Origin of the sequence: Streptomyces neyagawaensis, assembly GCF_023516595.1 — a bacterium.
Classification (GTDB): Bacteria; Actinomycetota; Actinomycetes; order Streptomycetales; family Streptomycetaceae; genus Streptomyces; species Streptomyces neyagawaensis.
This window is the reverse complement of sequence record NZ_JAMGBG010000127.1, coordinates 26,422-50,252: the sequence shown is the minus strand read 5'-3', so window position 1 is coordinate 50,252 and position 23,831 is coordinate 26,422. Positions and strand designations below refer to the sequence as shown.

Annotated in this window: 25 protein-coding genes and 1 pseudogene; 12 read left to right on the top strand and 14 right to left on the bottom strand. The window is 70.2% G+C overall.

The features are described 5' to 3' along the window. Window positions 1-38: 38 nt before the first annotated feature. The 8 genes from M8J73_RS36595 (at window position 39) to M8J73_RS36560 (ending at window position 6,728) form a co-directional block, all read left to right on the top strand. Window positions 39-2,558 (top strand): bifunctional DNA primase/polymerase, encoded by a 2,520-nt coding sequence (locus tag M8J73_RS36595; protein ID WP_055541566.1) that lies wholly within the window; start codon window positions 39-41, stop codon window positions 2,556-2,558. Beyond that, window positions 2,558-2,869, top strand: a complete 312-nt coding sequence (locus tag M8J73_RS36590) for a hypothetical protein (protein WP_055541567.1) — start codon at window positions 2,558-2,560, stop codon at window positions 2,867-2,869. Before M8J73_RS36595 ends, M8J73_RS36590 begins: the two co-directional genes overlap by 1 nt. A gap of 124 nt (window positions 2,870-2,993) precedes the next feature. Continuing rightward, entirely contained in the window at window positions 2,994-3,383 is a 390-nt protein-coding gene (locus M8J73_RS36585) for a hypothetical protein (RefSeq protein ID WP_055541568.1), read from the top strand. Next, window positions 3,376-3,675: a hypothetical protein gene (locus M8J73_RS36580; protein ID WP_055541569.1), complete on the top strand. Its 300-nt coding sequence runs from the start codon at window positions 3,376-3,378 to the stop codon at window positions 3,673-3,675. Before M8J73_RS36585 ends, M8J73_RS36580 begins: the two co-directional genes overlap by 8 nt. Before the next feature lie 166 nt (window positions 3,676-3,841). Beyond that, window positions 3,842-4,186, top strand: coding sequence for an HNH endonuclease signature motif containing protein (locus M8J73_RS36575; protein ID WP_055541570.1), 345 nt, complete (start codon window positions 3,842-3,844; stop codon window positions 4,184-4,186). 142 nt (window positions 4,187-4,328) lie between these two features. After that, window positions 4,329-4,808, top strand: a complete 480-nt coding sequence (locus M8J73_RS36570; RefSeq protein WP_055541571.1) for a hypothetical protein — start codon at window positions 4,329-4,331, stop codon at window positions 4,806-4,808. A gap of 78 nt (window positions 4,809-4,886) precedes the next feature. Next, window positions 4,887-5,447, top strand: coding sequence for a hypothetical protein (locus M8J73_RS36565; RefSeq protein ID WP_055541572.1), 561 nt, complete (start codon window positions 4,887-4,889; stop codon window positions 5,445-5,447). A gap of 69 nt (window positions 5,448-5,516) precedes the next feature. Next, entirely contained in the window at window positions 5,517-6,728 is a 1,212-nt protein-coding gene (locus M8J73_RS36560; RefSeq protein WP_055541573.1) for a tyrosine-type recombinase/integrase, read from the top strand. A 167-nt stretch (window positions 6,729-6,895) separates the two neighbouring features. Here the strand turns inward: M8J73_RS36560 and M8J73_RS36555 are convergent, their stop codons facing one another. The 4 genes from M8J73_RS36555 to M8J73_RS36540 all read right to left on the bottom strand — a co-directional run bounded on the left by M8J73_RS36555 (window position 6,896) and on the right by M8J73_RS36540 (window position 9,224). Then, entirely contained in the window at window positions 6,896-7,405 is a 510-nt protein-coding gene (locus M8J73_RS36555; RefSeq protein ID WP_055541574.1) for a hypothetical protein, read from the bottom strand. A 1-nt stretch (window position 7,406) separates the two neighbouring features. Next, window positions 7,407-7,628: a hypothetical protein gene (locus M8J73_RS36550; RefSeq protein WP_055541575.1), complete on the bottom strand. Its 222-nt coding sequence runs from the start codon at window positions 7,626-7,628 to the stop codon at window positions 7,407-7,409. A gap of 42 nt (window positions 7,629-7,670) precedes the next feature. Beyond that, on the bottom strand, window positions 7,671-8,168 hold the full coding sequence (locus M8J73_RS36545; RefSeq protein WP_055541576.1) for a hypothetical protein: 498 nt from the start codon (window positions 8,166-8,168) through the stop codon (window positions 7,671-7,673). A gap of 336 nt (window positions 8,169-8,504) precedes the next feature. Further along, the gene (locus M8J73_RS36540) at window positions 8,505-9,224 is read right to left on the bottom strand and encodes a hypothetical protein (protein WP_157873291.1); all 720 of its coding nucleotides are present in this window, start codon (window positions 9,222-9,224) and stop codon (window positions 8,505-8,507) included. A 578-nt stretch (window positions 9,225-9,802) separates the two neighbouring features. On the opposite strand from M8J73_RS36540, the gene M8J73_RS36535 reads away from it, so the two are divergent. Next, the gene (locus M8J73_RS36535; RefSeq protein ID WP_055541942.1) at window positions 9,803-10,048 is read left to right on the top strand and encodes a GntR family transcriptional regulator; all 246 of its coding nucleotides are present in this window, start codon (window positions 9,803-9,805) and stop codon (window positions 10,046-10,048) included. Between the two features lie 92 nt (window positions 10,049-10,140). Here the strand turns inward: M8J73_RS36535 and M8J73_RS36530 are convergent. The 6 genes and pseudogenes from M8J73_RS36530 to M8J73_RS36505 all read right to left on the bottom strand — a co-directional run. Beyond that, window positions 10,141-10,329, bottom strand: a pseudogene (locus tag M8J73_RS36530) (type II toxin-antitoxin system PemK/MazF family toxin); the annotation flags it as partial. A gap of 109 nt (window positions 10,330-10,438) precedes the next feature. Next, complete coding sequence (locus M8J73_RS36525) at window positions 10,439-11,842, bottom strand: flotillin family protein (RefSeq protein ID WP_055541941.1); 1,404 nt, start codon at window positions 11,840-11,842, stop codon at window positions 10,439-10,441. 150 nt (window positions 11,843-11,992) lie between these two features. Continuing rightward, window positions 11,993-12,211 (bottom strand): NfeD C-terminal domain-containing protein, encoded by a 219-nt coding sequence (locus tag M8J73_RS36520; protein WP_216869437.1) that lies wholly within the window; start codon window positions 12,209-12,211, stop codon window positions 11,993-11,995. Window positions 12,212-12,271: 60 nt separating this feature from the next. After that, window positions 12,272-13,696 (bottom strand): amidase, encoded by a 1,425-nt coding sequence (locus M8J73_RS36515; RefSeq protein ID WP_055541940.1) that lies wholly within the window; start codon window positions 13,694-13,696, stop codon window positions 12,272-12,274. Window positions 13,697-13,890: 194 nt separating this feature from the next. Then, window positions 13,891-14,946, bottom strand: coding sequence for a helix-turn-helix domain-containing protein (locus M8J73_RS36510; RefSeq protein ID WP_249829579.1), 1,056 nt, complete (start codon window positions 14,944-14,946; stop codon window positions 13,891-13,893). Window positions 14,947-15,194: 248 nt separating this feature from the next. After that, the gene (locus tag M8J73_RS36505) at window positions 15,195-16,172 is read right to left on the bottom strand and encodes an alpha/beta hydrolase (RefSeq protein ID WP_055543438.1); all 978 of its coding nucleotides are present in this window, start codon (window positions 16,170-16,172) and stop codon (window positions 15,195-15,197) included. Between the two features lie 738 nt (window positions 16,173-16,910). Here M8J73_RS36505 and M8J73_RS36500 point away from each other — a divergent pair. Continuing rightward, window positions 16,911-17,945 carry a LacI family DNA-binding transcriptional regulator gene (locus M8J73_RS36500; RefSeq protein ID WP_055543117.1) on the top strand — a complete coding sequence of 345 codons (1,035 nt, stop codon included), beginning with the start codon at window positions 16,911-16,913 and terminating at the stop codon, window positions 17,943-17,945. A 38-nt stretch (window positions 17,946-17,983) separates the two neighbouring features. Here the strand turns inward: M8J73_RS36500 and trxA are convergent, their stop codons facing one another. Then, window positions 17,984-18,370, bottom strand: coding sequence for a thioredoxin (trxA, locus tag M8J73_RS36495; RefSeq protein WP_055524200.1), 387 nt, complete (start codon window positions 18,368-18,370; stop codon window positions 17,984-17,986). Window positions 18,371-18,498: 128 nt separating this feature from the next. Here trxA and M8J73_RS36490 point away from each other — a divergent pair, with 128 nt between their 5' ends. Continuing rightward, window positions 18,499-19,956: a dihydrolipoyl dehydrogenase family protein gene (locus tag M8J73_RS36490; protein ID WP_249829578.1), complete on the top strand. Its 1,458-nt coding sequence runs from the start codon at window positions 18,499-18,501 to the stop codon at window positions 19,954-19,956. Between the two features lie 507 nt (window positions 19,957-20,463). On the opposite strand, the gene M8J73_RS36480 is transcribed toward M8J73_RS36490, so the two are convergent. Further along, window positions 20,464-21,120: a peptide deformylase gene (locus M8J73_RS36480; RefSeq protein ID WP_055541170.1), complete on the bottom strand. Its 657-nt coding sequence runs from the start codon at window positions 21,118-21,120 to the stop codon at window positions 20,464-20,466. 191 nt (window positions 21,121-21,311) lie between these two features. Between M8J73_RS36480 and M8J73_RS36475 the strand changes: the two genes are divergently transcribed. Further along, a complete protein-coding gene (locus tag M8J73_RS36475) occupies window positions 21,312-22,745 on the top strand; it encodes a PepSY-associated TM helix domain-containing protein (protein WP_055541171.1) in 1,434 nt (477 codons plus the stop codon). Window positions 22,746-22,841: 96 nt separating this feature from the next. Here M8J73_RS36475 and M8J73_RS36470 read toward each other — a convergent pair whose 3' ends face one another. Together M8J73_RS36470 and M8J73_RS36465 are read right to left on the bottom strand one after the other, a co-directional pair. Further along, on the bottom strand, window positions 22,842-23,189 hold the full coding sequence (locus tag M8J73_RS36470) for a tetratricopeptide repeat protein (protein ID WP_055541172.1): 348 nt from the start codon (window positions 23,187-23,189) through the stop codon (window positions 22,842-22,844). Between the two features lie 119 nt (window positions 23,190-23,308). Then, entirely contained in the window at window positions 23,309-23,809 is a 501-nt protein-coding gene (locus M8J73_RS36465) for a MarR family transcriptional regulator (protein WP_249829577.1), read from the bottom strand. Between the last annotated feature and the right edge of the window lie 22 nt (window positions 23,810-23,831).

Below are 23,831 nucleotides of genomic sequence, written 5' to 3'. Positions count from 1 at the left end.
CGGCAATCCGAGGGCTTCTACAGAACACAGGAGAGCAGGTGTTTGAGTTGGCTGAGCGCAAGTCTAGCGCGCGCACGCCCTATCGCGACGGGGTCGTCGCCTATGCCGAATCTGGATGGCATGGAATCATCCCCGTCAAGCGAAGCGAGAAGACGCCATACGAGGGCCTGACCGGCGAGAAGGGTATTCAGCGCACGCCTGAAGAGGCCGTCAAGGTGGCGTTCGACTGCCGAGCGGCGAACATCGCGCTGCGCATGGGTCGTGACATGGTCGCCATCGACATTGACGACTACGACGGTAAGAACGGCGCGGCCACCCTGGCCCAGCTGGAGGCCAAGTGGGGCGAACTCCCGCCGACCGTCTACAGCACCGCTCGCGGCCCCGGCACGAGCGGAATCCGGCTGTACCGCAGGCGCAGCGAGGGAAAGTGCAGGACCAAGTTCGAGCCGGGAATAGAGATTGCCCAGTGGCATCACCGGTTCGTCATGTGCTGGCCGTCTATCCACCCCGGAACCCGCGATATGTACCAGTGGTACGAGGCCGATGGCTCCCTTCTGGACGGCGTGCCCGATCCGGACAACATCCCATATCTGCCTGAGCGTTGGGAGAAGGGGCTCCAGCAGAAGGAGCGCAAGGCAGCGCCCACCGGCCCCATAGAGACGCTGGAGAAGCCCCCGGCGGGCCTCGTAGCGGCCATCCAGACCGTGGCTGAGCAGATCGCCTCGCTGCCGGTCGACAGCGGCGCAGACGGCCCGGTAGGGATCGCCGCGCTCAAGCTGACGAGCTATATCCCGCACGCCGTTTCTGCTGATTACGTTCGGGCGCAGCTCCAGGCCGCCGTGGACAAGTGGGAGAAGGGGCACGACGCCGGTTATGAAGCTATCGAGAGCGCGTTGGCGAAGGTGGGCACAGGCAAGCACCAGCCCAAGAATTGGACCGACACCGACGGAGCGGGATTCCAGCTGATCGTGAGCACCACCAAGAAGCTGCGCCGACTGCGCGTTGAGACGCCGGACGATGCGTATCGGTGGCTGTGCAAGTCGATCGGGATCGGCCCTCTGTCGGGGTTCATGCTGCGCGGCGGGATGCTGGTCTACTGCCCGCGACTTGGAGACGAGGGATACGTCCCGCCCAAGGACGAGAAGAACAGCGACGGCCCGGCACAGGTGCGGCGCGTGGATGTGAACAACATTCGCGGCACCATCCAGAGGACGCATTGGGTCTACAAGGAGTCGAAGAGCAAGGACGGCGACCCGATCGTCACCAACATTGTGTTTCCCGCAGTCTCTTGCGAGCTCCTCTTCGGCGACCTGGACGCGGCCGAGAACCTCCGGAACATGCGTGCCGTCACGCATACGCCGATCGCCCGCCCGGATGGCTCGATCCTGGACGAGCCCGGCTATGACCACGACACCGGATATCTGTACATTCCGCATCCGGGCATGGACGTTCCTCCCATCCCGAAGAATCCCACCATCGCGGACATCCAGAACGCCCGCGAGCTGCTGGAGTACTGGGTGTGTGGATTCCCGTTCGTCACCGAGGACGACAGAGTCAACTTCCTCGGTCTTGCGATAACGCCGGTGATTCGCGAGATGGTCGACAGCGCGTTCAAGTTCGGCGTGTTCACTGCCCCGGCCTCTCGTACCGGAAAGTCGCTCCTGGCGCAGCAGTTGAGGAATCTGCATGGCGGAATCTGCCGAGCGGCCACGCCCAAGAACGGCGAGGAGTGGAACAAGTCGATATCCTCCATCCTCAGCTCGACAACGGGTCCAGTGGTGACGTGGGACAACGTCAAGGGAACGATCAAGTCACCCGAATTGGATTCGGTCCTGACCAACAAGGAGTTCGCCCTGCGCGGGGTCGGCCAGGGAACCGAAGTGGTCGTGCCCAACGATCGCATCTGGACTATGACGAGCAACAACGCGAACCTTGGCGGAGATCTCGTTCAGCGAGCCATCTGGATCAAGCTGGATGCCAAGACATCCAGGCCGGAGAACCGGATCGGGTTCAAGATCAAGAATCTGGATCAGTGGACCCGAGACAACCGGGGTCCGCTTGTGGCCGCGATGCTCACTCTGGTGCGTGCATGGGTGCATGCCGGCCGAGAGCGTGACGAGCTGGGCGACGTGTACGGCTACTGGCGCGGCACGGTGCGCGGAATCCTCAAGGTGGCCGGGTTCAAAGGCACGTTCGACCTGGACGAGTCCAAGGGGCAGGACGTCTCTGACGAGTCACAGGCCGCCGGAGCCCTGATCTCCAACGTGTGGGACGTCTTCAAGTCCGAGTACTGGACCGCCCGCGATCTGCTCCAGAAGGTGCCGACATACGCGCTCGACGGCCAGCGTCTCGACAAGGACGCGCAGTACATCGACGGCGATCTGTTGCCCGAGAAAGTGGCGATAGCCAAAAGCGACGTCAGCCAGGGAATCCAGATGGGTAATTGGCTGCGAGAGCGCATCGGAACGCCGTTCGGCGATATGCACATTGAGAAGGGCGGGATGCGCGGCGGCAAGCAGCTGTGGCGCATCGTCAAGGACAACAAGGAGAACAACTGATGCGTGCTAACGAAGTCACCAATCTGACTGCTGTTGAGCCGGGTGCCTATGTCGCTGTTTACGAGACGGGCGACGACGACAACACCCAGGAGTTGTACCCGGTCGTGGCCATCGCAACGTACATGGACCAGTACGGCCGCATGGGCGTCGCGCCTGTCATATCCAAGGCGAATCACATGCAGGTCTGCGGTGTGAATCTCAGCCTCCACCCCATGAACGACCCCGACATCAAGCGGTACGCGGGCATGCTCCCCGCCTTCACGTTCTCCGCCCCGGAGGACGCGGGGTGGCTCTATCGCCCCGGCAAGTGATCCCGCTGGCCGCGTAACGAGCGAACGCCCGGTCGCCGGGCAACCTGACCGACCCACCCCGCCGGAGGCCGCTACGGGCCGCGTACGGCCTCCGGTTCGAACACCAGTACGAGAGGAATTGCAGATGAGCCGAGACACGACATTCAGCAGGCTGCCGAGTTGGGCACAAGGTGCACTGCGGACGGCCGTAGGTAGCCAGTCCCTGAAGCGCGGCATCGCCCGTGCACAGGCCGAGTCCGGGGCGCTGCTCGTCCAGATCCTGTACCGCGAGAGCCGGGCTCTGGCGACGGTTGTGCAGCACCCCGTCAAGGACGTCCAGGACGCCTACGACAAGGCAGCGTCCGACCTCCCGCAGCGAGAGCACATCTGCTACTTCGTCATCGCCACGGCGGAGAGCCTCCGGCGGGCCGAGAGCGCGGGCGTGCCGTACATGCGGTGCTTCTCCAACGTGGCCGGTGCAGGCGCGATCCTCCGCGTCCCGGTCTCGCTCTGGACGGAGTCGGCCGATGTCTGAGTCGGAGAAACTCCAATTCGTGGACGGTCCCGGAGATAGCTACTTCTTCACCGTCGGCAGCGTGCAGGACGCGTTGAAGATGTCGGAGGAGGAGCGGAAAAGCATTCTCCTGGAGGTCGGCAAAGAGGGATGGGACACGGGTCATCTCGTGAACCCTGAAGGAATCGAATCCGGCGCAATCCTCATCAACCCTGACGGTCTGCTCACGCTTCTGCGCAACCGACCCGTACTCGTCATCCAGGACAAGGGATTGTCCGAAATTCTGTCGAAGCTGGAGTTCTTCCGTGGCTGAGTCGAAGAAGCCAATCCTCAGGAGGCGCAAGCGAGTTGCAGGTGAGGCGGTTACTACCCGCGTCACCGAGCCCGTTAAGCCGAAGCGCCGTCGCCGCCCGGCAGGTCCGATCGTTCCCGTCTGGCGAGTGGCTGGAGGTGAGCCCGCACCGCCGCGCATCCAGCTTGTGCTTACGGATCAGGACATCTCCCGGTTCCTGGAGAAGGTGGACCCGCCGAACATCGACGGCTGCACCTTGTGGAACGCCTCCAAGTTCGCTGGTGGCTATGGACAGTTCAAGCTCAAGGGCCGGTCTGTCCTGGCGCATCGCGTCGCCTGGACGCTGCGCCACGGGACCATCCCGGATGACATGGTCCTGGACCACGTCTATCTGCGCGGCTGCCGCTCCAAGGCGTGCGTGAACACCGCTCATCTGGAGTTGGTCACGCAGGAGGAGAACAACCGACGCAGGGACGCGGCCGAGCGCTGGCGGACCTCCGTTTGGGTCTCGACGGAGCTGGACGAGGGCTGAACTCGCCTCCAGTGCAAAGAATTTTTGCGTGTCTCATGTGGTCATACATGTCCGGATCGTCCCGAAGGGTAGCGGAATGTCGACATTTGGGGGTTAAGTTCTCCTCGTCAACAGAACGCAACGCCGAGCCGAGGAGCCCCAGATGAGCAAGTCCGAGAACGCGAAGTCGCTGGAAGAGCGCGCCGCCGCCGTCCCCACCGAGCTGCACGAGCGGTTCGCGCAGTGGATCTACGAGCAGACCGGCGTCCGCCCCGACACCAAGTCGGTCCAGCTCGCCTGCATCTTCCGCATGGAGTTCCAGGCGTCGGACGACAACCAGAAGGCGCTGGCCGCGAAGAAGGCCGCAGCCGAGGCCAAGCGCAAGAAGCAGGCCGCCGAGAAGAAGGCCCGTCTGGAGGCGCAGTTGGCGAAGCTCCAGGCCGAGCTGGCCAAGGAGACCGCAACGGATTCGCCGGCAGTCGAGACGGCAGCCCCGGAGAAGCCCGCGCGCCGCACCCGTAAGGCCGCTACGCCCACGCCTGCCGAGCCCGCGAAGGCGGCTCAGGCCCCGGCGACCCGGAAGCCCCGCGCGGCCCGTACGCGGAAGACGGCGGCTCCGGCCAAGGCCACCGAGTCCAAGTAACGCGAAGAGGGCCGAGTGGTAGCTCGGCCCTCTTCACCAACCTGAACCCCGAAATCCGCCAGGAAACGGAGTTACACCATGAACCCTACCCGTGTCCCGCTCTGCCCGCCGCACGTCTCCTCGAAGGACCCCTGGATCACCTCCTGCACCGTGTGCGGAGTTCGGCTCCTGGACGGCATCTCCATCGAGCAGCTCGTGGGCCGCGTTGAGGCCCTGACGATGGAACCGGTCCAGCCGACCGGACGCATCCGTGGCACCTGGACCGAGATCCTCGAAGAGGGCGACGGTCAGCTGTGGGCCTCGTGGGTCCGCCCGGCCCGGAACTTCGCCGGGTACGAGCACATCGACACCACCAACCCCGACCCGACCGGCGAGGAGCTGTCCACGCTCCTCCTGGCCGAGCTCGCCGGGTTCCCGCAGGTCAGCGCCAGTCAAGCCGAATCGGCGTCACCTGAGATCGGCACGGCGTGGAGTCGCCGGAAGCCCACCCGCTGGGACCGGTTCAAGCGCTGGACCCGCGCCACGGCTGAGCGCGAGTTCGTGTCCATCGCCACCCCGCTCTGCCTGTTCTGGTGCGCGGCGCTGTGGGTCGTCCTCGGCAACGACGGCATCGCCGGTCTCTGGTCCGCCCTCTTTTAGTCCACATTCGCTCGGCCCGGTTTCGCGGTTTGCGAAACCGGGCCTGGCCCACGTTAAGGAGCTCAACAGATGGCAGGCATACGCGAGGTCGCGCGCAAGGGCGGATCTGCATGGGAGGTGCGTTGGACGGATGGCGGTCGGGACTGCCAGACAACGTGCACGACCTTCAAAGAGGCCGAGAAGGAGAAGCACCGGATCGAGGACGAGCTAGCGCAAGGCCGGTCCACATTGTGGCGCGTGGAGAAGCGGACCGTTACGGAGGTTGTAGAGGCATGCATCTCGGCCGACGCGGCCCGGCTCAAGGCCCGCACAACCGAGGGTCAGCGGTCCATCCTCAAGAATCACATCACTCCCGCCTTTGGACAGCGCCGAATTGGCTCTCTCCGGGCGCGGGATATCGAAAAGTGGATTGCCAAGCTCGCCAAGAACGTGGCCCCCGGCACAGTTCGCACTATCTACAATGTGCTGAACAAGGCCGCTAAGTATGCAATTCGCCATGAATGGCTTGTGGTGAATCCCTGCACAGGTGTGGCGCTGCCCAAGGACAACTCCGAAATCGTGGAGAAGCGACATTTCCTGACGCCGGTTCAGGTGGAGTCTCTGGCCGGTCTGTTGTCCCAGAAGGAAGAATGGTTCGGTCTGCTAATCCGCATGGCCGCGTACACCGGTCTCCGGGCGGGCGAGCTGGCAGCGCTCCGGGTGCGGGACATCGACATGTTGCACGGTGAGGTCCAGGTCCGCCGCACGGTCCGCCGGGGCAAGGGTGGCGAGTGGAAGTTCACCGCGCCCAAGTCCGTCAAGTCCGTCCGCAACGTGCCGCTGGTGGGCTTCCTCCGGGCGGAGCTGACGGAGTGGCTCGCGGCCCATCCCGACGGGCACAACCCGGACGCGCCCCTGTGGCCGGGGTCCAGGAACACGGGCCAGGGCGGAGAGGTGGACTGGACTCGGGTGTTCGACATCAACAACTTCTGCAAGCGCTACTTCCGCCCGGCTGTGCGGTCGGGTGTTGCCGGCCTGCCGACTGCACTCCGCTGGCACGACCTTCGCCACACGTACGCGAGCATCATGGCGGCTGTTGGTGGCGAGGTCACCGTCTACGACATCTCGAAGTGGCTCGGGCACTCGTCCATCTCGGTCACGGAGAAGGTGTACATCCACCTGTTCCGCCAGGACAACACAGGGAAGATGAGCGCGATCGACGCCTTCTTGTCCGGGGCCGGACAGACCCTCGGCGCGGGCGCATCCGTAACGCCGATCTTTGGGGTCGTAGGCGGCTCGTAGGCACAGGGTCGGTGAAACCGTCCGACCGAGCCGCGCGGAGCGCTTACGCGGCGATCCTGTGAGTAACGCAGAACAGCCCCAGGACCGGTTAGCACACCGGGAGTCCTGGGGCTGTTCTGTTGGGGCGCGGCGAACCCGTCAGAAGGCCGCGCCCCGGTCTGGGAAGGTCAGGCGTCGGGGTCGGGGTTGAGGTACTTGGCGATGAACAGGCGCACGGTCGGGCTGAGGTCCAGTTCCCTGGCGGCCTCCTCGCGCACCGGCTTCAGCCACTCGCGGAAGTTCCGTTCGTTGGCCGACACCTGAGCGAGCTCCGCGACGTCGGAGATGCTGGGCTCTGTCTGTCCGGGGTCCACCACGCCGTGATCCATCATCCATGCGCGCGCGTGGTCCATGTCGGCCTGCGTGGCAGGGGTCGAACCGTGTGCCTTGAACGCCAGGTCGAGGGCCTGCTCCACGGCTTCCTCGATGAGGTCCTGGGCCGCCTGCGCCGTGGCCTCGGAGAGGACCTTGTGCACCTGGTCGTTGGCGACCTGCTCCGCCCAGTCGCGGCCGTGCACGCGGATGCGGACGTTGGGCTCGGAGGCGACCCGTGCGCGGATGCTGTCCACGACGTGATCGGGAGCCTTGGCCATGAACTCGGGCGAGTCCAGCTTGGCGCGGTCGTTGGCGTCGCCCATGTCAGGCCTCCAGGTCGGCGGTGACGTTGGTCAGCGCGGTGCGCCAGGCCGAGTCGTGGACGACGGACAGGTCGCCGGGGCCGTAGTTGGCCGGGAGACGAGCGGGCTCGCCGTTGTTCTTGACGCGGAGCTCGTTGAGCAGCGACATGCCGACGGTGGGGTTGCGGAGAGCGGCGGTGACGAGCGTTTCGAGCTCGGTCGTCTCCAGGGTTACAGCGGCCATGGGTGTGTCCTAACTGTGTGGCGGGGATGGGGTGTTGGGCGGTCAGTTGCCGCGCAGCCGGTTGGCGAGGCGGTCGGCGGAGCTGTCCTTGGGGCGCTCGGCGGGGGCGACGTGGCCCGCGTTGATGTCGCGGACGGGCTCACGCCACTGCTGCGCCGGGGGCGTGTTGCGGGTGGAGTTCTTGCGCAGGTGCGCGGCGTTCTCCTGAGCGGACTTGCTCGCGGTGGAGGGACGCGGCTCGGCGGTGCGCCGGTACGTCTTGCGCTGGATGTGCTGGGAGCCGCCCTTGAGCCGCGCGGCTACGGCCTCGCGGGCCGTCATGGGCGTGTCGTCCTCGGCGTCGTCGTCGTCCGGGAGGGGGTTGCCGTCGGCGTCCAGGCCGAACAGCTCGGGGTCTTCCTCGGCGAGCGCCACGATCTGCGGCTTGAGGGGCTCGCTCAGGTCCAGAAGGCGCAGTGCACCGCGCGCCATCGTCCTGGACATTCCCGCCTCGATGAGAGCGCGGCGGGCATTGGACATCTTGATCTTGGAAACAGCCACTGGAAGCCTCCTGGGCATAGGGCAATTGAATGGACAAGTCTTCGTTGCCGTCCAAGTCGCCCACTCGGGCTGTTCCGCCACCGTCGCTCGTCAGCGACATTCGGCACTTGTTGCGGTGCGCGTCTCGCCATAAGCGTGACAACACATTGTGTGTAGCGTATTCGGTTATCCAGACTTCTCCAGGGTCGCCATTCGGCGTTGTCCTGCTCGGTCTATGGGGCTCCGACTCAGCTGTCTGGATTTCCCTTTGCCCATCTGGCTACGGGGATTCCTCGGGCTGTTGTGCGCTGTCGGTATCCGCTACGCAGCGGATGACGGTTGAAGGTTACCTCGCGGTCAGTCGTCGTCGCTGTCCCGCAGGAATTGGGCAGCCGGGTTGGGGATGGGCTGTCCACGCTTACGCCGTGGCCGAGGTGCGGGCTCGGGCGTGCCCAGATCCTCGAATCCCTCTGGAACGTCCGGAGCGGCGTTGGCGTTGGCGTCCGGCTCGGCGGCGAACTCGTCGGGGGTGGAGTTCTTGGCTCGCTCGCGGGCTTCGGCCTGCTTGCGCTCCTTGTCCTGGTACCACTGCGGCACGGGCCGACGGGGGCGCTGAGTGACGTCGATGTGCGGGATGACCTTGGGTTCGCCGGGCTCGTCGCTGGAGACGCGGCCGAAGAACTGGTCCATGAGGCGCTGCGCCTCATTGGCGTCGGACTCGCGGGACACATTGGCCTCCATATCGACCTTGAACAGCGTGGCAGCGTCCAGGCCGCCAATCTTCGAGATGCGTTCCCAGATGCGGACGGCCGCTGCGATGGCCTTGGGGTCGCCGGATTCGATCTGCTTCTGGAGCTTCGCCCGCAGATTCATCAGGTCGTCAAGCTGTCGGTCTCGCCATTCGTCGGCCTTGCGGTGTGTGCGGTTGGATATGTAATGCGCCATCCGCCGCACCACCACAGGCTGTGAGATGCCCATCTCTTCGGCAATTGCGCGGGTGCTGAGACCGGCCAGACTGAGTTCGTAGCAGCGCTCGGCCTGCTTAGCGATATGAGCAGGTGACTTCTTCGCGGCCATTGGGACCTCCCTTCGTTGAGGGAAGCCTACTGTGAAATGCGAATCGCTCACTGTGCAGTGAATTGCTGGCGGGATAAGACCGATTAGCTCCTTACGTTCACCGGAATCACAGGATGGGCGCGTAAGGGCTCGCGGGGAGCGGGTGAGTGAAACCGGCTCGGGGTGGGGCGGGGAGCCGCCTATGACCCCAAAGAATTGGGCGGCGGGGTGTCGGGGGCGGCCGTGGGACGGACGCGGCGGAGGCAGCGGCCGACAACCCGGCTGAGAGCCCAGCCCTGTGGACAGGAGTCCAGGGGAGTGCAGTCCAGGCAAGCGGTGGTGTGGTTGAAGAGCAGGGCGAGGGCGGAGTCGTAGGAGATGCGGCTTGGGGCGCAGTCTGGACAGGCGTAGACCGGGAACGCTGGACCCGATTGGCGCTCGATGGCGTACAGCAGGACCGGGGTCTCGGTGAGCGTCTGGCAGTCGAGGCACATGCGGCGGGGGCGGCTCTGATGCATGTAGGGCACTATAGACATGTGCAGGCACCTGTGGGGGCCTCCGAGTGTCTTCGCAGGTCAGCAGGTGGTTATGTGGCGACCATGAGCGAGGAGGAGATTCGGAACCTGGAGCGGCGCGGCCCGGAACTGGTGTACATGGCCGTGGCTGACGACATCGCCCGGCGGATCAGCACAGGCGAGCTCGGGCCGGGGGACCGCCTGCCCGGCGAACTCCAGATGACTGAGACATACGGCATCGCCAGGATGACGGCGTCCAGAGCCGTGCGTGAACTGCGAGAGCGCGGCCTTGTGCAGACAGTGCGCGGCAAGGGCACATTCGTCATCTAGATGCGGGCTGTGGACCATCGGAATTCGGCCTCAATCCGGGGTTCCGCCGGGGATTGCCGGGGCGGTCGGGCTCAATTGTGGGCGCGGCCTGCGCGAACGTCGGCGCGCCTTCCCATCTCCTCGAACGGCACCCAGGTCCACACGATCTCCCCGGGGTCGGGGTCCCCGTCGTGCGCGGGCGAGTACTCGGTACGTACCCGCCCCACCGTGCGCGGATCGGCCTCGGTGGTGGCGGAGGGGCCGTAACGGCCGGGAACGTCTTGATCGGCGAACGCAGTCACGGGGCAACGCTAACCCGCGCCCCCGGCAAGGGAGCGCGGGCCCCGTAGCGATGTGCGGCTCGGCCGCACGGGCACTAGCGACGACGTGGCCTTCGACGGAGGAGGGAGGCTATGACTCCCGGTCCACCGGTACCTTCTCCACGGGCTGCCCGTTGACCGCGGCCGGGCCCCGGTCGGGCGTTCCGTTCTGGTTCATGGACGCCAGCAACTGCCGGGCCAGCCCCAGCCCCGTGCCGCCCATCGTCAGCGCCTTGGCGAACATGTCGGCCATGCCGTCGGCGCCGTTGAGCAGCACCATGTTGTCGACGTTGCCGAACGCGGACGCGCCCGCCTGCACGATCTCCGGCCACTGCTCGGCCAGTTGCTGCGCGATCACCGCTTCCTGGTTCTCGGCCAGCGCCGCGGCCCGCGCCTTGATGCCCTCGGCCTCGGCGAGCCCCTTCGCGCGGGTGGCCTCGGCGACGGCGAGCCCCTTGGCCTGCCGGGCGGCGGCCTCCGCCTCACCGGTGGCGCGGGTCGCGTTCGCCTCGGCGGCGGCCGCGAGTTCGGTCTCCTTGGCCTTGGCCTGCGCGGCGGAGATACGGGCGTCGCGCTCGGCCTCGGCCAGAGTCCGCTTCTCGTACGCCTTGGCGTCCGCGGGCTTGCGCACATCGGCCTGGAGCTGCTGCTCACGCCGGGACGCCACCAGCTCGGCGACCCGGGTCTCCTGCACGACGACCTCCTGCTTGGCGCCCGCCTCGGCGAGCGGGCCGGCCTGCTTGGCCTTGGCGGCGGCCTTGTCCCGCTCCGCCTGGTAGCCGGCCTGGAGGATCTCGCTGTCCCGGGTGGCCTCCGCCATCCGCGCCGCCGCCTGCTGCTCGGCCTCGGTGGCGAGCCGGTTCGCCTCGGCCTGCGCGATCCGCGCGTCCCGCTGGACGGCCGCCGCGTGCGGCATGGCGAGGTTCTTGATGTAGCCGGTCGGGTCCTCGATCTCGTGGATCTGCAACGAGTCGACGATCAGCCCCAGCTTCTCCATCTCCGTCCCGCACGCGGCCCGTGTCTGGCCGGTCAGCTTCTCGCGGTCGCGGATCATGTCCTCGACCGTCAATCCGCCCACGATGGACCGGAGATGACCGGCGAACACGTTGTGCACCCGTTCCGAGACCCGTTTCTGCTGGCCGAGGAAGCGGCGGGCGGCGTTGGCGATGGACACGAAGTCGTCGCCCACCTTGAAGATGACCACACCCCGGATCTTCAGCGGAATGCCCTGGAAGGTCACGCACTCCACGGCCAGCTCGGTCTGGTTCAGGTCGAGCGACAGCTTGCGCACCGCCTGCATGCCCGGCAGCACGAGCGTGCCGCGCCCGGTGACGATACGGAAGTTCATGCCTTCCGTGAGGCCCTCCATCTTGTGCTTGGAGCCGGAGATGATCAGGGCCTCGTTCGGTTCGGCGACACGCCACATGAGCTTGAACAGAGCGATCAGTACCAGAGCCACCGCTACGGTCGCCCCCGCGATGATGCCGACGAACATCGGCACACCCCCCTCGGCCAGGTGCCCTTTCGGCACCGAACGTCGGGAGTGTCCCAAGGGGCGGGGCCGGGGTACAGAGCCGCACGGACCGTTGTTGCAGTCTTGATGCGAACCGTCACCGCGGGAGCGGCCGACGCACCCGACGGAGCGTCAACTGTCGTACGCCGCCGAGACGTAGACCGTGCGCGGCGGCAGGTACTCGATCACCATCACCAGGGTCCCGGGCTCGATCCGGTCCTTCGCGGAGGCGGGGTACGCCAGGAAGTGCTCGGCCCCGCCGCGCACCCGGACGATCACCTCGCCGACGAGCCCGGGACCGACCGCACCGGTCACCCGTCCCATCAGCCCGACCATCGACGCTTCGTCCATGGTCACAGCGTACGGGGCGCACCCCGCCCCCCGGACCCACGCGGGGGACGGCGGTGCCGCTCACATCGCGGGGGACTCGGCGGGCGTCGTCGCCTCCGGCGGCCACAGCTCGTGCCAGCGCTGGTCCGCCTCCAACTGCGCGGCCAGCGACAGCAGCAGCGGCTCGCTGTTCGCGGGACCGAGCAGCTGCGCCCCCACCGGCAGCCCGCCCACGAACCCCGCCGGTACGTTCACGCCGGGCCAGCCGAGCACGTTCCACGGCCAGGCGTACGGGCAGGCGGCGATCATCGCCCGGTCCGTGCCGAGCCCACCGAGGCCGATCATGGAGCCGATCCGCGGCGGGGGAGCGGCGGTGGTCGGTGCGATCAGCACGTCGTACGTGGTGAACAGCGCGCCGATCCGCTGGTGGAGCGTGGCCTCCGCGCGGCGGGCCAGCCGCAACGGCGCCCCGGCGAGCAGCCGGCCGAGGCGGGCGGCGTCGCGGGTGCGCCGGTCGAGGAGGTCCTGCCGGGCGATCCCGCCGACGTGTTCGGCGATGCCCGCGGTGGCGCGCGGGATGAAGGTGAGCCCGATCTGCCCGTAGCGGGGCTCGGCCTCCTCGACCTCGTGCCCGAGCGTGGCGAGCCGTTCGGCGACCGCGCGGACCTTCTCCCGCACCCGGGGGTCCAGCCGCGCGGGCAGCGCGGTGAACGGCGGCTTCAGGGACAGCGCGATCCGCAGCCGGCCCGGATCACGCCCCACGGCCCCGGAGGCGTCGATGGCGTCCGGCCGGTGCAGGTCGCCCTCGTGGTTCCCGGCCGCCGCGTCGAGCAGGAGGGCGGCGTCGGCGACCGTGCGGGCGAGGGTGCCGTTGACGGTGATGCCCTGGAAGGACTCCGGGAGCGGCCAGGTCGAGATACGGCCGCGCTGCGGCTTGATGCCGATGAGATGCGTCCAGGACGCGGGGATACGGATGGAGCCGGCCCCGTCCGAGCCCAGTGCGCCCGGTACCAGTCCCGCCGCGACGGCGGCCGCCGAGCCGCCCGAGGAGCCGCCGGGGGTGTGGTCGGCGTGCCAGGGGTTGCGGGTGGCGCCGAAGGCCGGCCCCTCGGTGAAGGGCCACTGCCCGAGCTCGCAGGTGTTGGTCTTGCCGACCACGATCGCCCCGGCCGCCCGCAGCCGCCGTACCGCCTCGCCGTCCTCCGGCAGCGACGGGAACTCGCCCCGGCAGCCGAACGCGGTCGGCTCGCCCGCCACGTCCATGTCGTCCTTCACGGCCACCGGCACCCCGAGCAGCGGCCGCCGGCCGCCCGCCGCCAACTCCCGGTCCGCCGCCTCGGCCTCCTCCAGCGCCGCCTCGGCGCGTACTCGCCGGAAGGCGTTGACCGTCGGCTGGCTGGCCTCGATCCGGGCGAGGGTCCGCTCGACCAGCTCACGCGACGTCACCTCCCCGGCGGCCAGCGCACGGGCACACTCCGCCAGACCCGGGGCACGGTCGGCAGCCATACGGAACACCTCCGGTAGCAGGTTGTCTACCGAACGGTAACGTCCGGGTGCGGGCGACGGTACGGGAAGGACGACTTCCCTGGTGACCCCGGCGGTTCGCGTCGGACACGGGCGGACTCCGACGTGCACGGCCCCGCCCGGCCGACGCCCGTCCGGGGCGCCGCGTGAGGCCTACTGGACGCCCTGCCCGCGCGCTAGCCGCGTGCCAAGCGCCGCAGCGTGAGGGCCAGTTGCAGCCGCAGCCGACCGTGCGGGTCGCGGACCGGCCAGCCCAGGAGGGACTCCGCGTGGGTCAAACGGTCCTGGAGCGTGGAGTGGTGGACATTGACCTCCGTGGCCGCCGCCCGCAGGCTCGCCGTGGACGCGACCGCGTGCAGCGTGGCCAGCATCCACGGGGCGTCCGCCGCGGCCTTCTCCAGTTCTCTCACGTCCGGCGGCGGGTCACCTCCCGGAACGACCGACTCGGCGAGCAGCGCCAGCCCGCCCAGGTCCTCCGCGCGCACCACCCGCTCCCCGGGGTCCCGTGCCGTGCCCTCCGCGGTGAACCGCAGGGCCACCCGGGCGGCGGCCCACGACCGGGGCAGATCGGACACGGACACGACCGGCCCGACCCCGACGCGCCCCTCGATCCCCTCGATGCCGTCGACCGCCGCCACCGGAACGCCGCGGTGCGGCCCGGCACCGGGTGTGCCCGGGTCGCCGACGACCAGGAGGCGGGGCCGTCCGCCGAGAGGGGCCAGGACACGGGCGCGGGCGTCGACGGCGAGGCCGAGACGGCGTGCGGCGTGCAGCCGGGCCTGTTCGTCGGCGGTGGCGTCGAGCAGGGTCTCCACGAGGGCCGGGTCGTCGGCGGGGGAGAGGGGCGCACGCCCGCGCGTACGGTCCAGCACCAGCCGGAGGGCGCCCGCGGCCCGCTCCAGGATCACCGCGTCCACGACGCTCGGCTCACCGCCCCCGGGCCGCTCCAGCCACAGCGCCGGGACACCGCCGGGCACCAGCGCGGCGGAGGGCCAGCAGGGTTCTGGGGGCAGGGGGCTGTCCAGCCGCCGCCCGTCCGGTTCCACCCGGACCCGTACCCGCCGCTCGTCGTCCAGGAGCCGCGCGGGGCAGCCCGCCAGGACGGCCGCGGCCCGCACGAGCGCCTCCAGGCCGGCCCGGGACTCGGCGAGCGCGTCGAAGTAGGCGATGACCCGGACAGCGGCCCCGGCATCCGGATCCACGGCGGTGAGCCGCCCCGCCAGCTCTTTCATGGCCCCATGGTGCGGCATGAGGCGGGGGTGAGGGGAGGCCGTCGTTCGGCTGCGGGTGGGACCCTCCCCCTGAAAAGCACGGGGCGCAGCCCCGGGCGCTTTTCAGGGGGCGCGGGGAACTGCGCGACCAGCCCCATCGCCCCCACCCCCGCCGACGAACCCGCGCCGGCCCCGAGGAACTGCGCGACCAGCCCCATCGCAGCCGCACCCGCCGACGAACCCGCGCCGGCCCCGAGCCGATGCGCGCCCTACTCCCCGAGCAGCCGCCGCAGCCACCTCACATGCGCCGCCCGGCAGTCCTGCGACAGCGCCGCCTGCGGGGCGAACCCGTCGAACCCGTGGAACCCCCCGGGCCAGACATGCAGCTCCGCCTCCCCGCCCGCCTGCCACAACCGCGACGCGTACGCGACGACCTCGTCCCGGAACGTCTCCGCGGAGCCCACATCCAGGAACGCCGGCGGCAACCCCGACAGGTCCTCCGCCCGCGCGGGCGCCGCGTACGGGGACACGTCCGCCCTGCCCCGCTGCTCGCCCAGCAACGCCGTCCAGCCGGTCTCGTTGGCGGTGCGGTCCCACACGCCGAGCCCCGCCATCTGGTGGGCCGACGGCGTGTCGTTGCGGTCGTCGAGCATCGGGCACAGCAGCATCTGCCCGAGCGGCCGCGGCCCGCCGCGATCCCGCGCGAGCAGTGCCAGCGCGGCGGCCAGGCCCCCGCCCGCGCTGGCGCCGGTGAGGACGATCCGGTCGGGGTCCCCGCCGATCTCCTTCGCGTTCTCGGCCGTCCACAGCAGCCCCGCCCAGACGTCGTCGACGGGCGCCGGGTGCGGATGCTCGGGAGCCAGCCGGTACTCCACGGACACCACGACCGCGCCCAGCTCCCGCGCCCAGGCGAGCGGCGCGTCCACCCCGACCCGGTTGTTGCCGACGACCATGCCGCCGCCGTGCACGTGGTAGAGGACCGGCAGCGGGCCCGGCCGTACCGGTTCCTTGGGGCGGCAGATCAGCAGGGAGATCTCGGGGGCGCCCTCCGGCCCCGGCACCGGCCGGTCCTCGACCTCGAAGGTCCCGCCCATCGTCAGGTCCAGCTGGGCCAGCAGTTCGATGCCCGGACCCTGACGCAGGGCCGGTATGTCGTCCATCGTGAACTCGCGGGGCAGGACGTCCTTGATGACTTCGAGTACTGCCGCGAGTTCCGGGTCGAACGGGGGCGGGACCATGGTGCTCATGGCTTCTCCTCTGCGGTGCCGTGCCGGTGGTTCGTACCGCGATGATGAGCGCGCCCGCAAGCCCTACGGAGGCCGTCGTACGGCGGCCGATGCCCGCCAAGTGGCGGGTGCCGTCGCGCCCTCGGCGCATCCCCGGCGAACCCCCGCCGCACCGAGGCGCCGCCTGTGGGGGTCGAGAGCCCGCCGGACCCCGTCCCCCCCCCCATGCGAACCGGCCGCGCCGACGCATAGGCAACACACAGTTCACGCCATTGGTTTGACGTGTTACGCGGACGTAGCGGTCGTGCTGACGCCGACGCCCGCCGACCGAGCGGCCTCCGCACACCTCTTGCGCGGATCTCGTGAGGAACCCGTGGCCGGCCCTCGCCCACGCGCGCCGGGGCTCGCTCTCAGGGGTCTCCCGGCAGCCCACCGGCCCCGTTGCCAGCGCAACCGCGCCCCAGGGCCCACGGGGAACGCCACCGCCCGCCCCCACGGCGAGGGCGGGCGCGGACGGGCGGGGCCGGGAGAGGGGCGCCGGCGGTGGTAGACCAAACGCCGCCATCACCCCACCTTCACGGAGATGGCGCGAAATGGTTGCAGGACTGAACAGGTTTCGAACAAATTCGCCAAACTGCCCAGCCACAAAGATCGGTCGCCCGAACCCGAGCCCTCGCACGGCCCGGACCCGAGCTCCCGTGCGGCCGGAAGTCCCCCGGCCGGAACGCCCTTCACAGCTTCTGCAAGGATGCCGTCGTCATGGTGCAGATACCGAAAGAGCCCGCCCCGCCCGCGCCGCTGCAACGGTCCGTGCCCACGAGCGCCGATGTGGCCCGCCTGGCGGGTGTCTCACGAGCGACCGTCAGTTACGTCCTCAACAACACCAGTGCCGTCCGCATCAGCGAGCCCACCCGCCGCCGTGTCCACGAGGCCGCGAAGGAGCTGGGGTACGTCCCGCACGCCGCCGCCCGCAGCCTGCGCGCCGGTCACAGCCGCATGGTCCTCATGCCGACCCCCAACGTGCCCATAGGGCCGCTCTACAGCCAGTTCATCAACGATCTCCAGTGGGCCCTCAGCCGCCTCGACTACACCGTCGTGCAGTACGGCGGCGTCGGTCTGCGCGGCGACGAGGCGGCCCGCGCCTGGGCCGAACTGCGCCCGGTCGCCGTGATCGTCCCCGGCGAGGGGCTCGGCCCGCAGGGCGTGGCCATCCTGAAGCGCTCCGGCGCACGCGCCGTCGTCACCCTCAGCCCCGAACCCGTCGAGGGCGCCCATGTGCTGCTCCTGGACCACGGTGTCGTCGGCGAGAGCGCCGGCCGACACCTGGTCGAGCGCGGGCACCGCCGTATCGGCGTCGTCGTGCCGGAGGAGCCCGGCCTCGGGGTGTTCTCCCAGCCCCGGCTGGAGGGCGTGCGGCGCGCGGTCCGCGGCACGGAGGCGACGATCACCGAACTGCCCCTCGCCTACGACGAGGAGGCCGCGGGACGGCTCGCCGCCCGGTGGCGCTCCCTCGGCCTCGACGCGGTGTTCGCGTACAACGACGAGTACGCGATGCTCGTGATGCGGGCGCTGCGGGACGTGGGCGTCCGCGTCCCCGACGACACGGCCGTCGTCGGCGCCGACGACCTCATGCTGGGCCGTCTGCTGCGACCGCGCCTCAGCACCGTCCACATCGAGCTGCCCTCCGGCCGCGACCTCGCGGAACTGGTCGACCGCGCGGTCCGCGACCCCGCCATGGTGCCCACGACCCACGATGTGCTCGGCGCGCGGATCGTCCACCGCGAATCGAGCTGACCCACCGGGGGCCGCCGTCGGTGTCGTGGGCCCGCCGGCTACTGACCGTTCTGCTCGACCTGCGCCTGCTGGGCGGCGACGGCCTTGCGGACCTCGTCCATGTCCAGCTTGCGGGCCTGCCCGATCACATCGGTCAGCGCGGCCTCGGGCAGCGCGCCCGGCTGCGCGAACACGGCGACCTGGTCACGGACGATCATCAGAGTCGGGATGGACTGGATACCGAAGGCCTGGGCCAGCTCCGGCTGCGCCTCGGTGTCCACCTTGCCGAACACGAGGTCCGGGTTGTCCTCGGCGGCCTTCTCGTAGACCGGCGCGAACTGACGGCACGGCCCGCACCAGGACGCCCAGAAGTCGATCAGGACGAACTCGTTGTCCGTGACCGTCTGGTCGAAGTTCTCCTTGGTGAGCTCCACGGTGCTGCTCATGGCGTGCATCCCTCTTCCTGGGTGTCGGTGCTCGGGGCGAGCCGCTGTCGACAACGCCACCCGTCGGTGGCCTATTCCGCGCGCGTACCCATGTGGCCACGGCGCACACCACCAACCAGACTGACCCCATGACGGATACGGAACACACCGAAAACGACGAGGACACCACGGGGACCATGTACGACGTGGTGGTGCTCGGTGCCGGACCCGTGGGGGAGAACGTCGCCGACCGCACCCGCGCGGCCGGCCTGTCCACCGCGGTCGTGGAGAGCGAACTCGCCGGCGGCGAGTGCTCGTACTGGGCCTGCATGCCCAGCAAGGCTCTGCTGCGCCCCGCGATCGCCCGGGCCGACGCCCGCCGCGTGCCCGGTCTGCGCCACCTCGTCGAGGGCCCGCTGAACGCCGCCGAAGTGCTCGCCCACCGCGACTACGAGGCTGCCGACTGGAAGGACGACGGCCAGGTCGCGTGGCTCGAGAGCATCGGAGCGGTCTTCCACCGCGGCCACGGGCGGCTGGCCGGGCCCCGCCGGGTCGTCGTCGACGCCCCCGACGGCGGCCGGCACGTCCTCACCGCACGGCACGCGGTGGTCGTCTCCACCGGCAGCCGCGCCGTCCTGCCCGACCTGCCCGGACTGGACGAGGTGCGGCCCTGGACGAGCCGTGAGGCCACCAGCGCGAAGCAGGTGCCCGGCCGGCTGATCGTCGTCGGCGGCGGAGTCGTCGCCGTCGAGATGGCCACCGCCTGGCGCGCCCTCGGCTCCGAGGTCACCGTCCTCGTCCGCGGCAAGGGCCTGCTGCCTCGCATGGAACCCTTCGCCGGTGAACTGGTCGCCGAGGCGCTCACCGAGGCGGGCGCGGACGTCCGCACCGGTACGTCCGTGACGTCGGTGACCCGTGAGAACGGCACCGTGGTGGCGCTCACCGACACCGGGGACCGCCTGGAGGCCGACGAGATCCTCTTCGCCACCGGCCGCGCCCCGCGCACCGACGACATCGGCCTCGACACCGTCGGCCTGGAACCCGGCACCTGGCTGTCCGTCGACGACAGCCTCCGGGTGACCGGCAGCGACTGGCTCTACGCGGTCGGCGACGCCAACCACCGGGCGCTCCTCACCCACCAGGGCAAGTACCAGGCGCGCATCGCGGGGGCCGCCATCGCCGCCCGCGCGGCCGGTGTCCCGATCCTGGAGAGCGACCCCTGGGGCGCCCACGCCGCCACCGCCGACCACCGTGCCGTCCCGCAGGTCGTCTTCACCGACCCCGAGGCCGCCTCCGTCGGCCTCTCCCTCGCCGAGGCGGAACGGGCAGGCCACCGCGTCCGCGCCGTCGACGTCGAGTTCTCCTCCGTGGCCGGGGCCGGGCTGTACGCCGACGGCTACCGGGGCCGCGCCCGGATGGTCGTCGACCTGGACCGCGAGATCCTCCGCGGGGTCACCTTCGTCGGGCCCGCCGTCGGCGAACTGATCCACTCGGCCACGATCGCCGTCGCCGGGGAGGTCCCCGTCGACCGGCTGTGGCACGCGGTCCCCTCGTACCCCACGATCAGCGAGATCTGGCTACGGCTGCTGGAGGCGTACCGGGGCTGAACGGGCAGGGCGGGTCGCCCTGCCGGGGGCGGAGAGGAAGCCGCCTCGCCGGGGGCCGGGACTGGGACTGGGGCTGGGGCTGGGACGGGACCGGGGGAAGCCGTTCCTCCCGGCGGCCGAGCAGGCCGCTCGGTTCGGCGGCCGAGCCGGCCGCCCGGCCCGGTGCGGCGGTGGATCAAGCGGCTCGGCCCGGGTTCGGTGGTGGATCAAGCCGCTCGGCCCGGGTTCGCCGGTGGGGTCGGCCGCGCACCTCGGTAAGCCGTCCGAGGAGACACTCGCCGAGGACATCGTCGACGCCGCCGCCCGGCGGGTGAGCGACCGCCACCCGGACGTGAAGGTGACCAGCCTGATCGCCCCGGAGGAGCCGGAGTACGCCCTCGTCCGGGAGGGGCGGGACGCCGCCGCACTGGTCCTCGGCGCGCGGGGGCGCGGCGGCAGCCGGGCGTGGGGTCGGTCTCTCAGCCCGCAGTGGGGCCGGCCCCTCAGCCCCGCAGTGGGGCCGGCCCCTCAATCAGGCAGCAGGAAGCCGAGGGCGCGGGCGGCGCGGGCCGGGGTGGGGTCGTTCCACCGCTCGGCCATCGCCTGGTTCGAGGAGAGGGAACGCAGCTCGGCGTGGTCGAGGTAGAGCGTGCCGTTCAGGTGGTCCGTCTCGTGCTGGACGATACGGGCGGGCCACCCGGAGAACTCCTCGTCCACCGCCCGCCCCCGCTCGTCGAGCCCCCGCAGCCGCACCTTGGCGTGCCGGGCCACCACGGCCTGCCACCCCGGCACGCTCAAACAGCCCTCGAAGAAGGCGTCACGGTACGGTCCGACCGCCTCGTACGCCGGATTGACCAGGACACGGAACGGCTGCGGGACCCGCCCCCGGGCCAGCCGCACCTCCTCCGGCACCGGCGCCGGATCCTCGATCACCGCGATCCGCAGGGGCACCCCCACCTGGGGTGCGGCGAGGCCGACGCCCGGTGCCGCGTGCATGGTGGCTCGCAGCGCGGCGACGAAACGGGCCAGCAGACCGGCGTCGAGCTGGCCGTCGAAGGGCTCGGCAGTGCGGCGCAGTACCGGATCGCCCGCGGCCACGATCGGCAGCGGGCCCTCGTGGGCGAGGAGTTCCTCGACCCGGTCGCTCAGCGGGCGGGACTCGGTGCGCTCTCGTTCGGAAGCCATCGCGCCAGCATGCCAAGCGGGATGAACCGATGCGAGGCGGCTCTCCCGGCCCCGAGGGGCCCGTCCGCCCCCTGACGACTATGTGATCCACGTCACATGAAGTGTCGGGAACTCGGTGCCCGCACGCTCCGACTACTGAACCGCCTGGACCGCCACGACGTCCCCGTCCCCGTACCCCGGAGCAGCCGCCGATGACCATCGCCCCCTCGACCGAGACGGACGAGACCCCGAAACCCGTCACGCCCGACGGCGCGACGAGGAGCGCCTGGGCCTCCCTCAGGCCGCTCGTCCTGCGGCTGCACTTCTACGCGGGCGTCCTGGTCGCCCCGTTCCTGCTGGTCGCCGCCCTGACGGGCGGGCTGTACGCCGCCTCGTTCCAGATCGAGAAGATCGTCTACGCCGATGAGATGACCGTCGCGAAGGTGGGCGACGAGAAGCTGCCGATCTCCGAGCAGGTGGCCGCCGCCCGCAAGGCGCACCCCGAGGGCACCATCGCGGCCGTACGCCCCTCGCCCGCGGACGACGCGACGACCAGGGTGATGCTGTCCGGGGTCGAGGGCGTCGACGAGACCGGCACGCTCGCGGTCTTCGTCGACCCGTACACGGCGGAGGTCCGCGGGGCGCTGGAGCAGTACGGCGCGACCGGCGCGCTGCCGCTGCGGACCTGGATCGACAAGCTCCACGCCAACCTGCACCTCGGCGAGACCGGTCGCCTCTACAGTGAACTCGCCGCCAGCTGGCTGTGGGTCATCTCGGCCGGCGGTCTTGTCCTCTGGTTCGGCCGCCGTCGCGCCCAGCGCAAGGTGCGCGGCACGAGCGGCCGGCGCCGCACCCTGGGCCTGCACGGCACGGTCGGCGTGTGGGCCGCGGCCGGGTTCTTCTTCCTCTCGGCGACGGGCCTGACCTGGTCGGCGTACGCCGGCGCCAACATCGACGTCCTGCGCACCGAACTGCGCCAGGCCACCCCGGCGATCTCGGCCGCGGCGGGCGACCACGGCGGCCATGACGCCGGCGCGGCGGAGGGAGGGGCCGCCGCGGAGGGCGACCTCGACAAGATCCTCGCCGCCGCCCGCGCGGAGGGCCTGGGCGACCCGGTCGAGGTCGTGCCGCCCGCCGACGTGTCCTCCGCGTACGTGGTGAAGCAGGTCCAGCGCAGCTGGCCCACCAAGCAGGACGCGGTGGCCGTGGACCCGTCGACCGCCGAGGTCACCGACACCCTCCGGTTCGCCGACTTCCCGGTGCTGGCCAAGCTCACCCGCTGGGGCATCGACGCCCACACCGGCGTCCTGTTCGGCCTGGTCAACCAGCTCCTGCTGATCGCGCTGGCGGCCTCCCTCGTCCTGCTGATCCTCTGGGGCTACCGCATGTGGTGGCAGCGGGGCCGGGCCTCCGCCTTCGGCCGCCCGATCCCGCGCGGCGCCTGGCAGCAGGTGCCCCCGCAGATCCTCGTCCCCGCGCTGGCGGTCGTCGCCGTCCTCGGCTACTTCGTCCCGCTCCTCGGCATCCCGCTCGCCGCGTTCATCGCCGTGGACGTCGTCCTGGGCGAGATCGCCCACCGCAAGGGAAAGCGGACGTACGGGGGCCGGACCGAGGCGAAGCGGAGCGTGGAGCAGGGCGTGGAGTAGCGCGCGGAGCAGGACGCGGAGCAGGACTCTGAGTAGGACGCGCGGCAGGGCGCTGAGTGCGGTACGGCGTGCGGCAGGGCGTGGAGCGGTGCTCCCTCACAGCCGCTCGAAGTCGCCCGCGAGGGCCGAGGCGATGCGCAGGTGGGACTCCGCCTCGTCGTGCCGGGCCTGCCGTTGCAGGGTGCGGCCCAGCAGCAGCCGGGCGTAGTGCTCCACCGGGTCACGCTCGACGAGTACGCGCAACTCGTCCTCGGCGCGCCGCAGTTGGGCGGAGTGGTAGTAGGCGCGGGCCAGCAGCAGTCGGGGGCCGGTCTGCTCCGGCACCTCCTCGACCAGCGCGCTGAGGACGCGCGCGGCGGCCGCGTACTCCTCGGCGTCGAAGAACATCCGCGCGCGCTCCCAGCGCTCGGCCGGTGTCCCGTGGTCGTAGTACGTCGTGTCCACTGTGACCTCCTTCGCCGCCCACAACCTGCCGAGTCAGTCGGATATTCCACTGGCTCGGCAGGGCTGTGGCAGTGCGGGTCGGGTGGGGGTCGGCCGAGGTCGTCGGCCGAGGTGGTCGGTCAGCGCACGGCCGCGAGTTCCGCGTTGGCGCGCTCGGTGACGAGGCCGAGCACCCGGCCCGCGACCGCGAGATCCTCCGCCGGGATGCCGGCGTAGATCCTCGCGGAGATCACCGAGGTCTCGGCGGTGGTCCTCGCGTAGACCTCCCGCCCGGCGTCCGTGATCGCGACGAGGCCCGGCTCGGCGGGGCGGTCGACCGCAGCCACCAGCTCCGCCGCGGCCAACTCGTCCAGGACACCGCGTACTTCCGCCGCGCCGATCTTGAGGGAGTCGACGACCTGGTTCACGACCTCCTCGCGGGCGACGGGCCCGTCGGCGACCGCGACGACGCGGAGTGTCACCGACTGCTGGAACGTCAGGTCGTACCGGGTGAGCACGGTCTCCAGGGCGGCGCGGGCGGCGTAGTGGGCGAGAGCGATGACACGGCCGTTGACGGGGGGTGCGGTGGGTGCGGCCGCCGGGGTGGGGATGGTGTGGGTGGTCGTCCCAGGGGTGGTCATGACTGCTCCTCGGTGCGCTCAG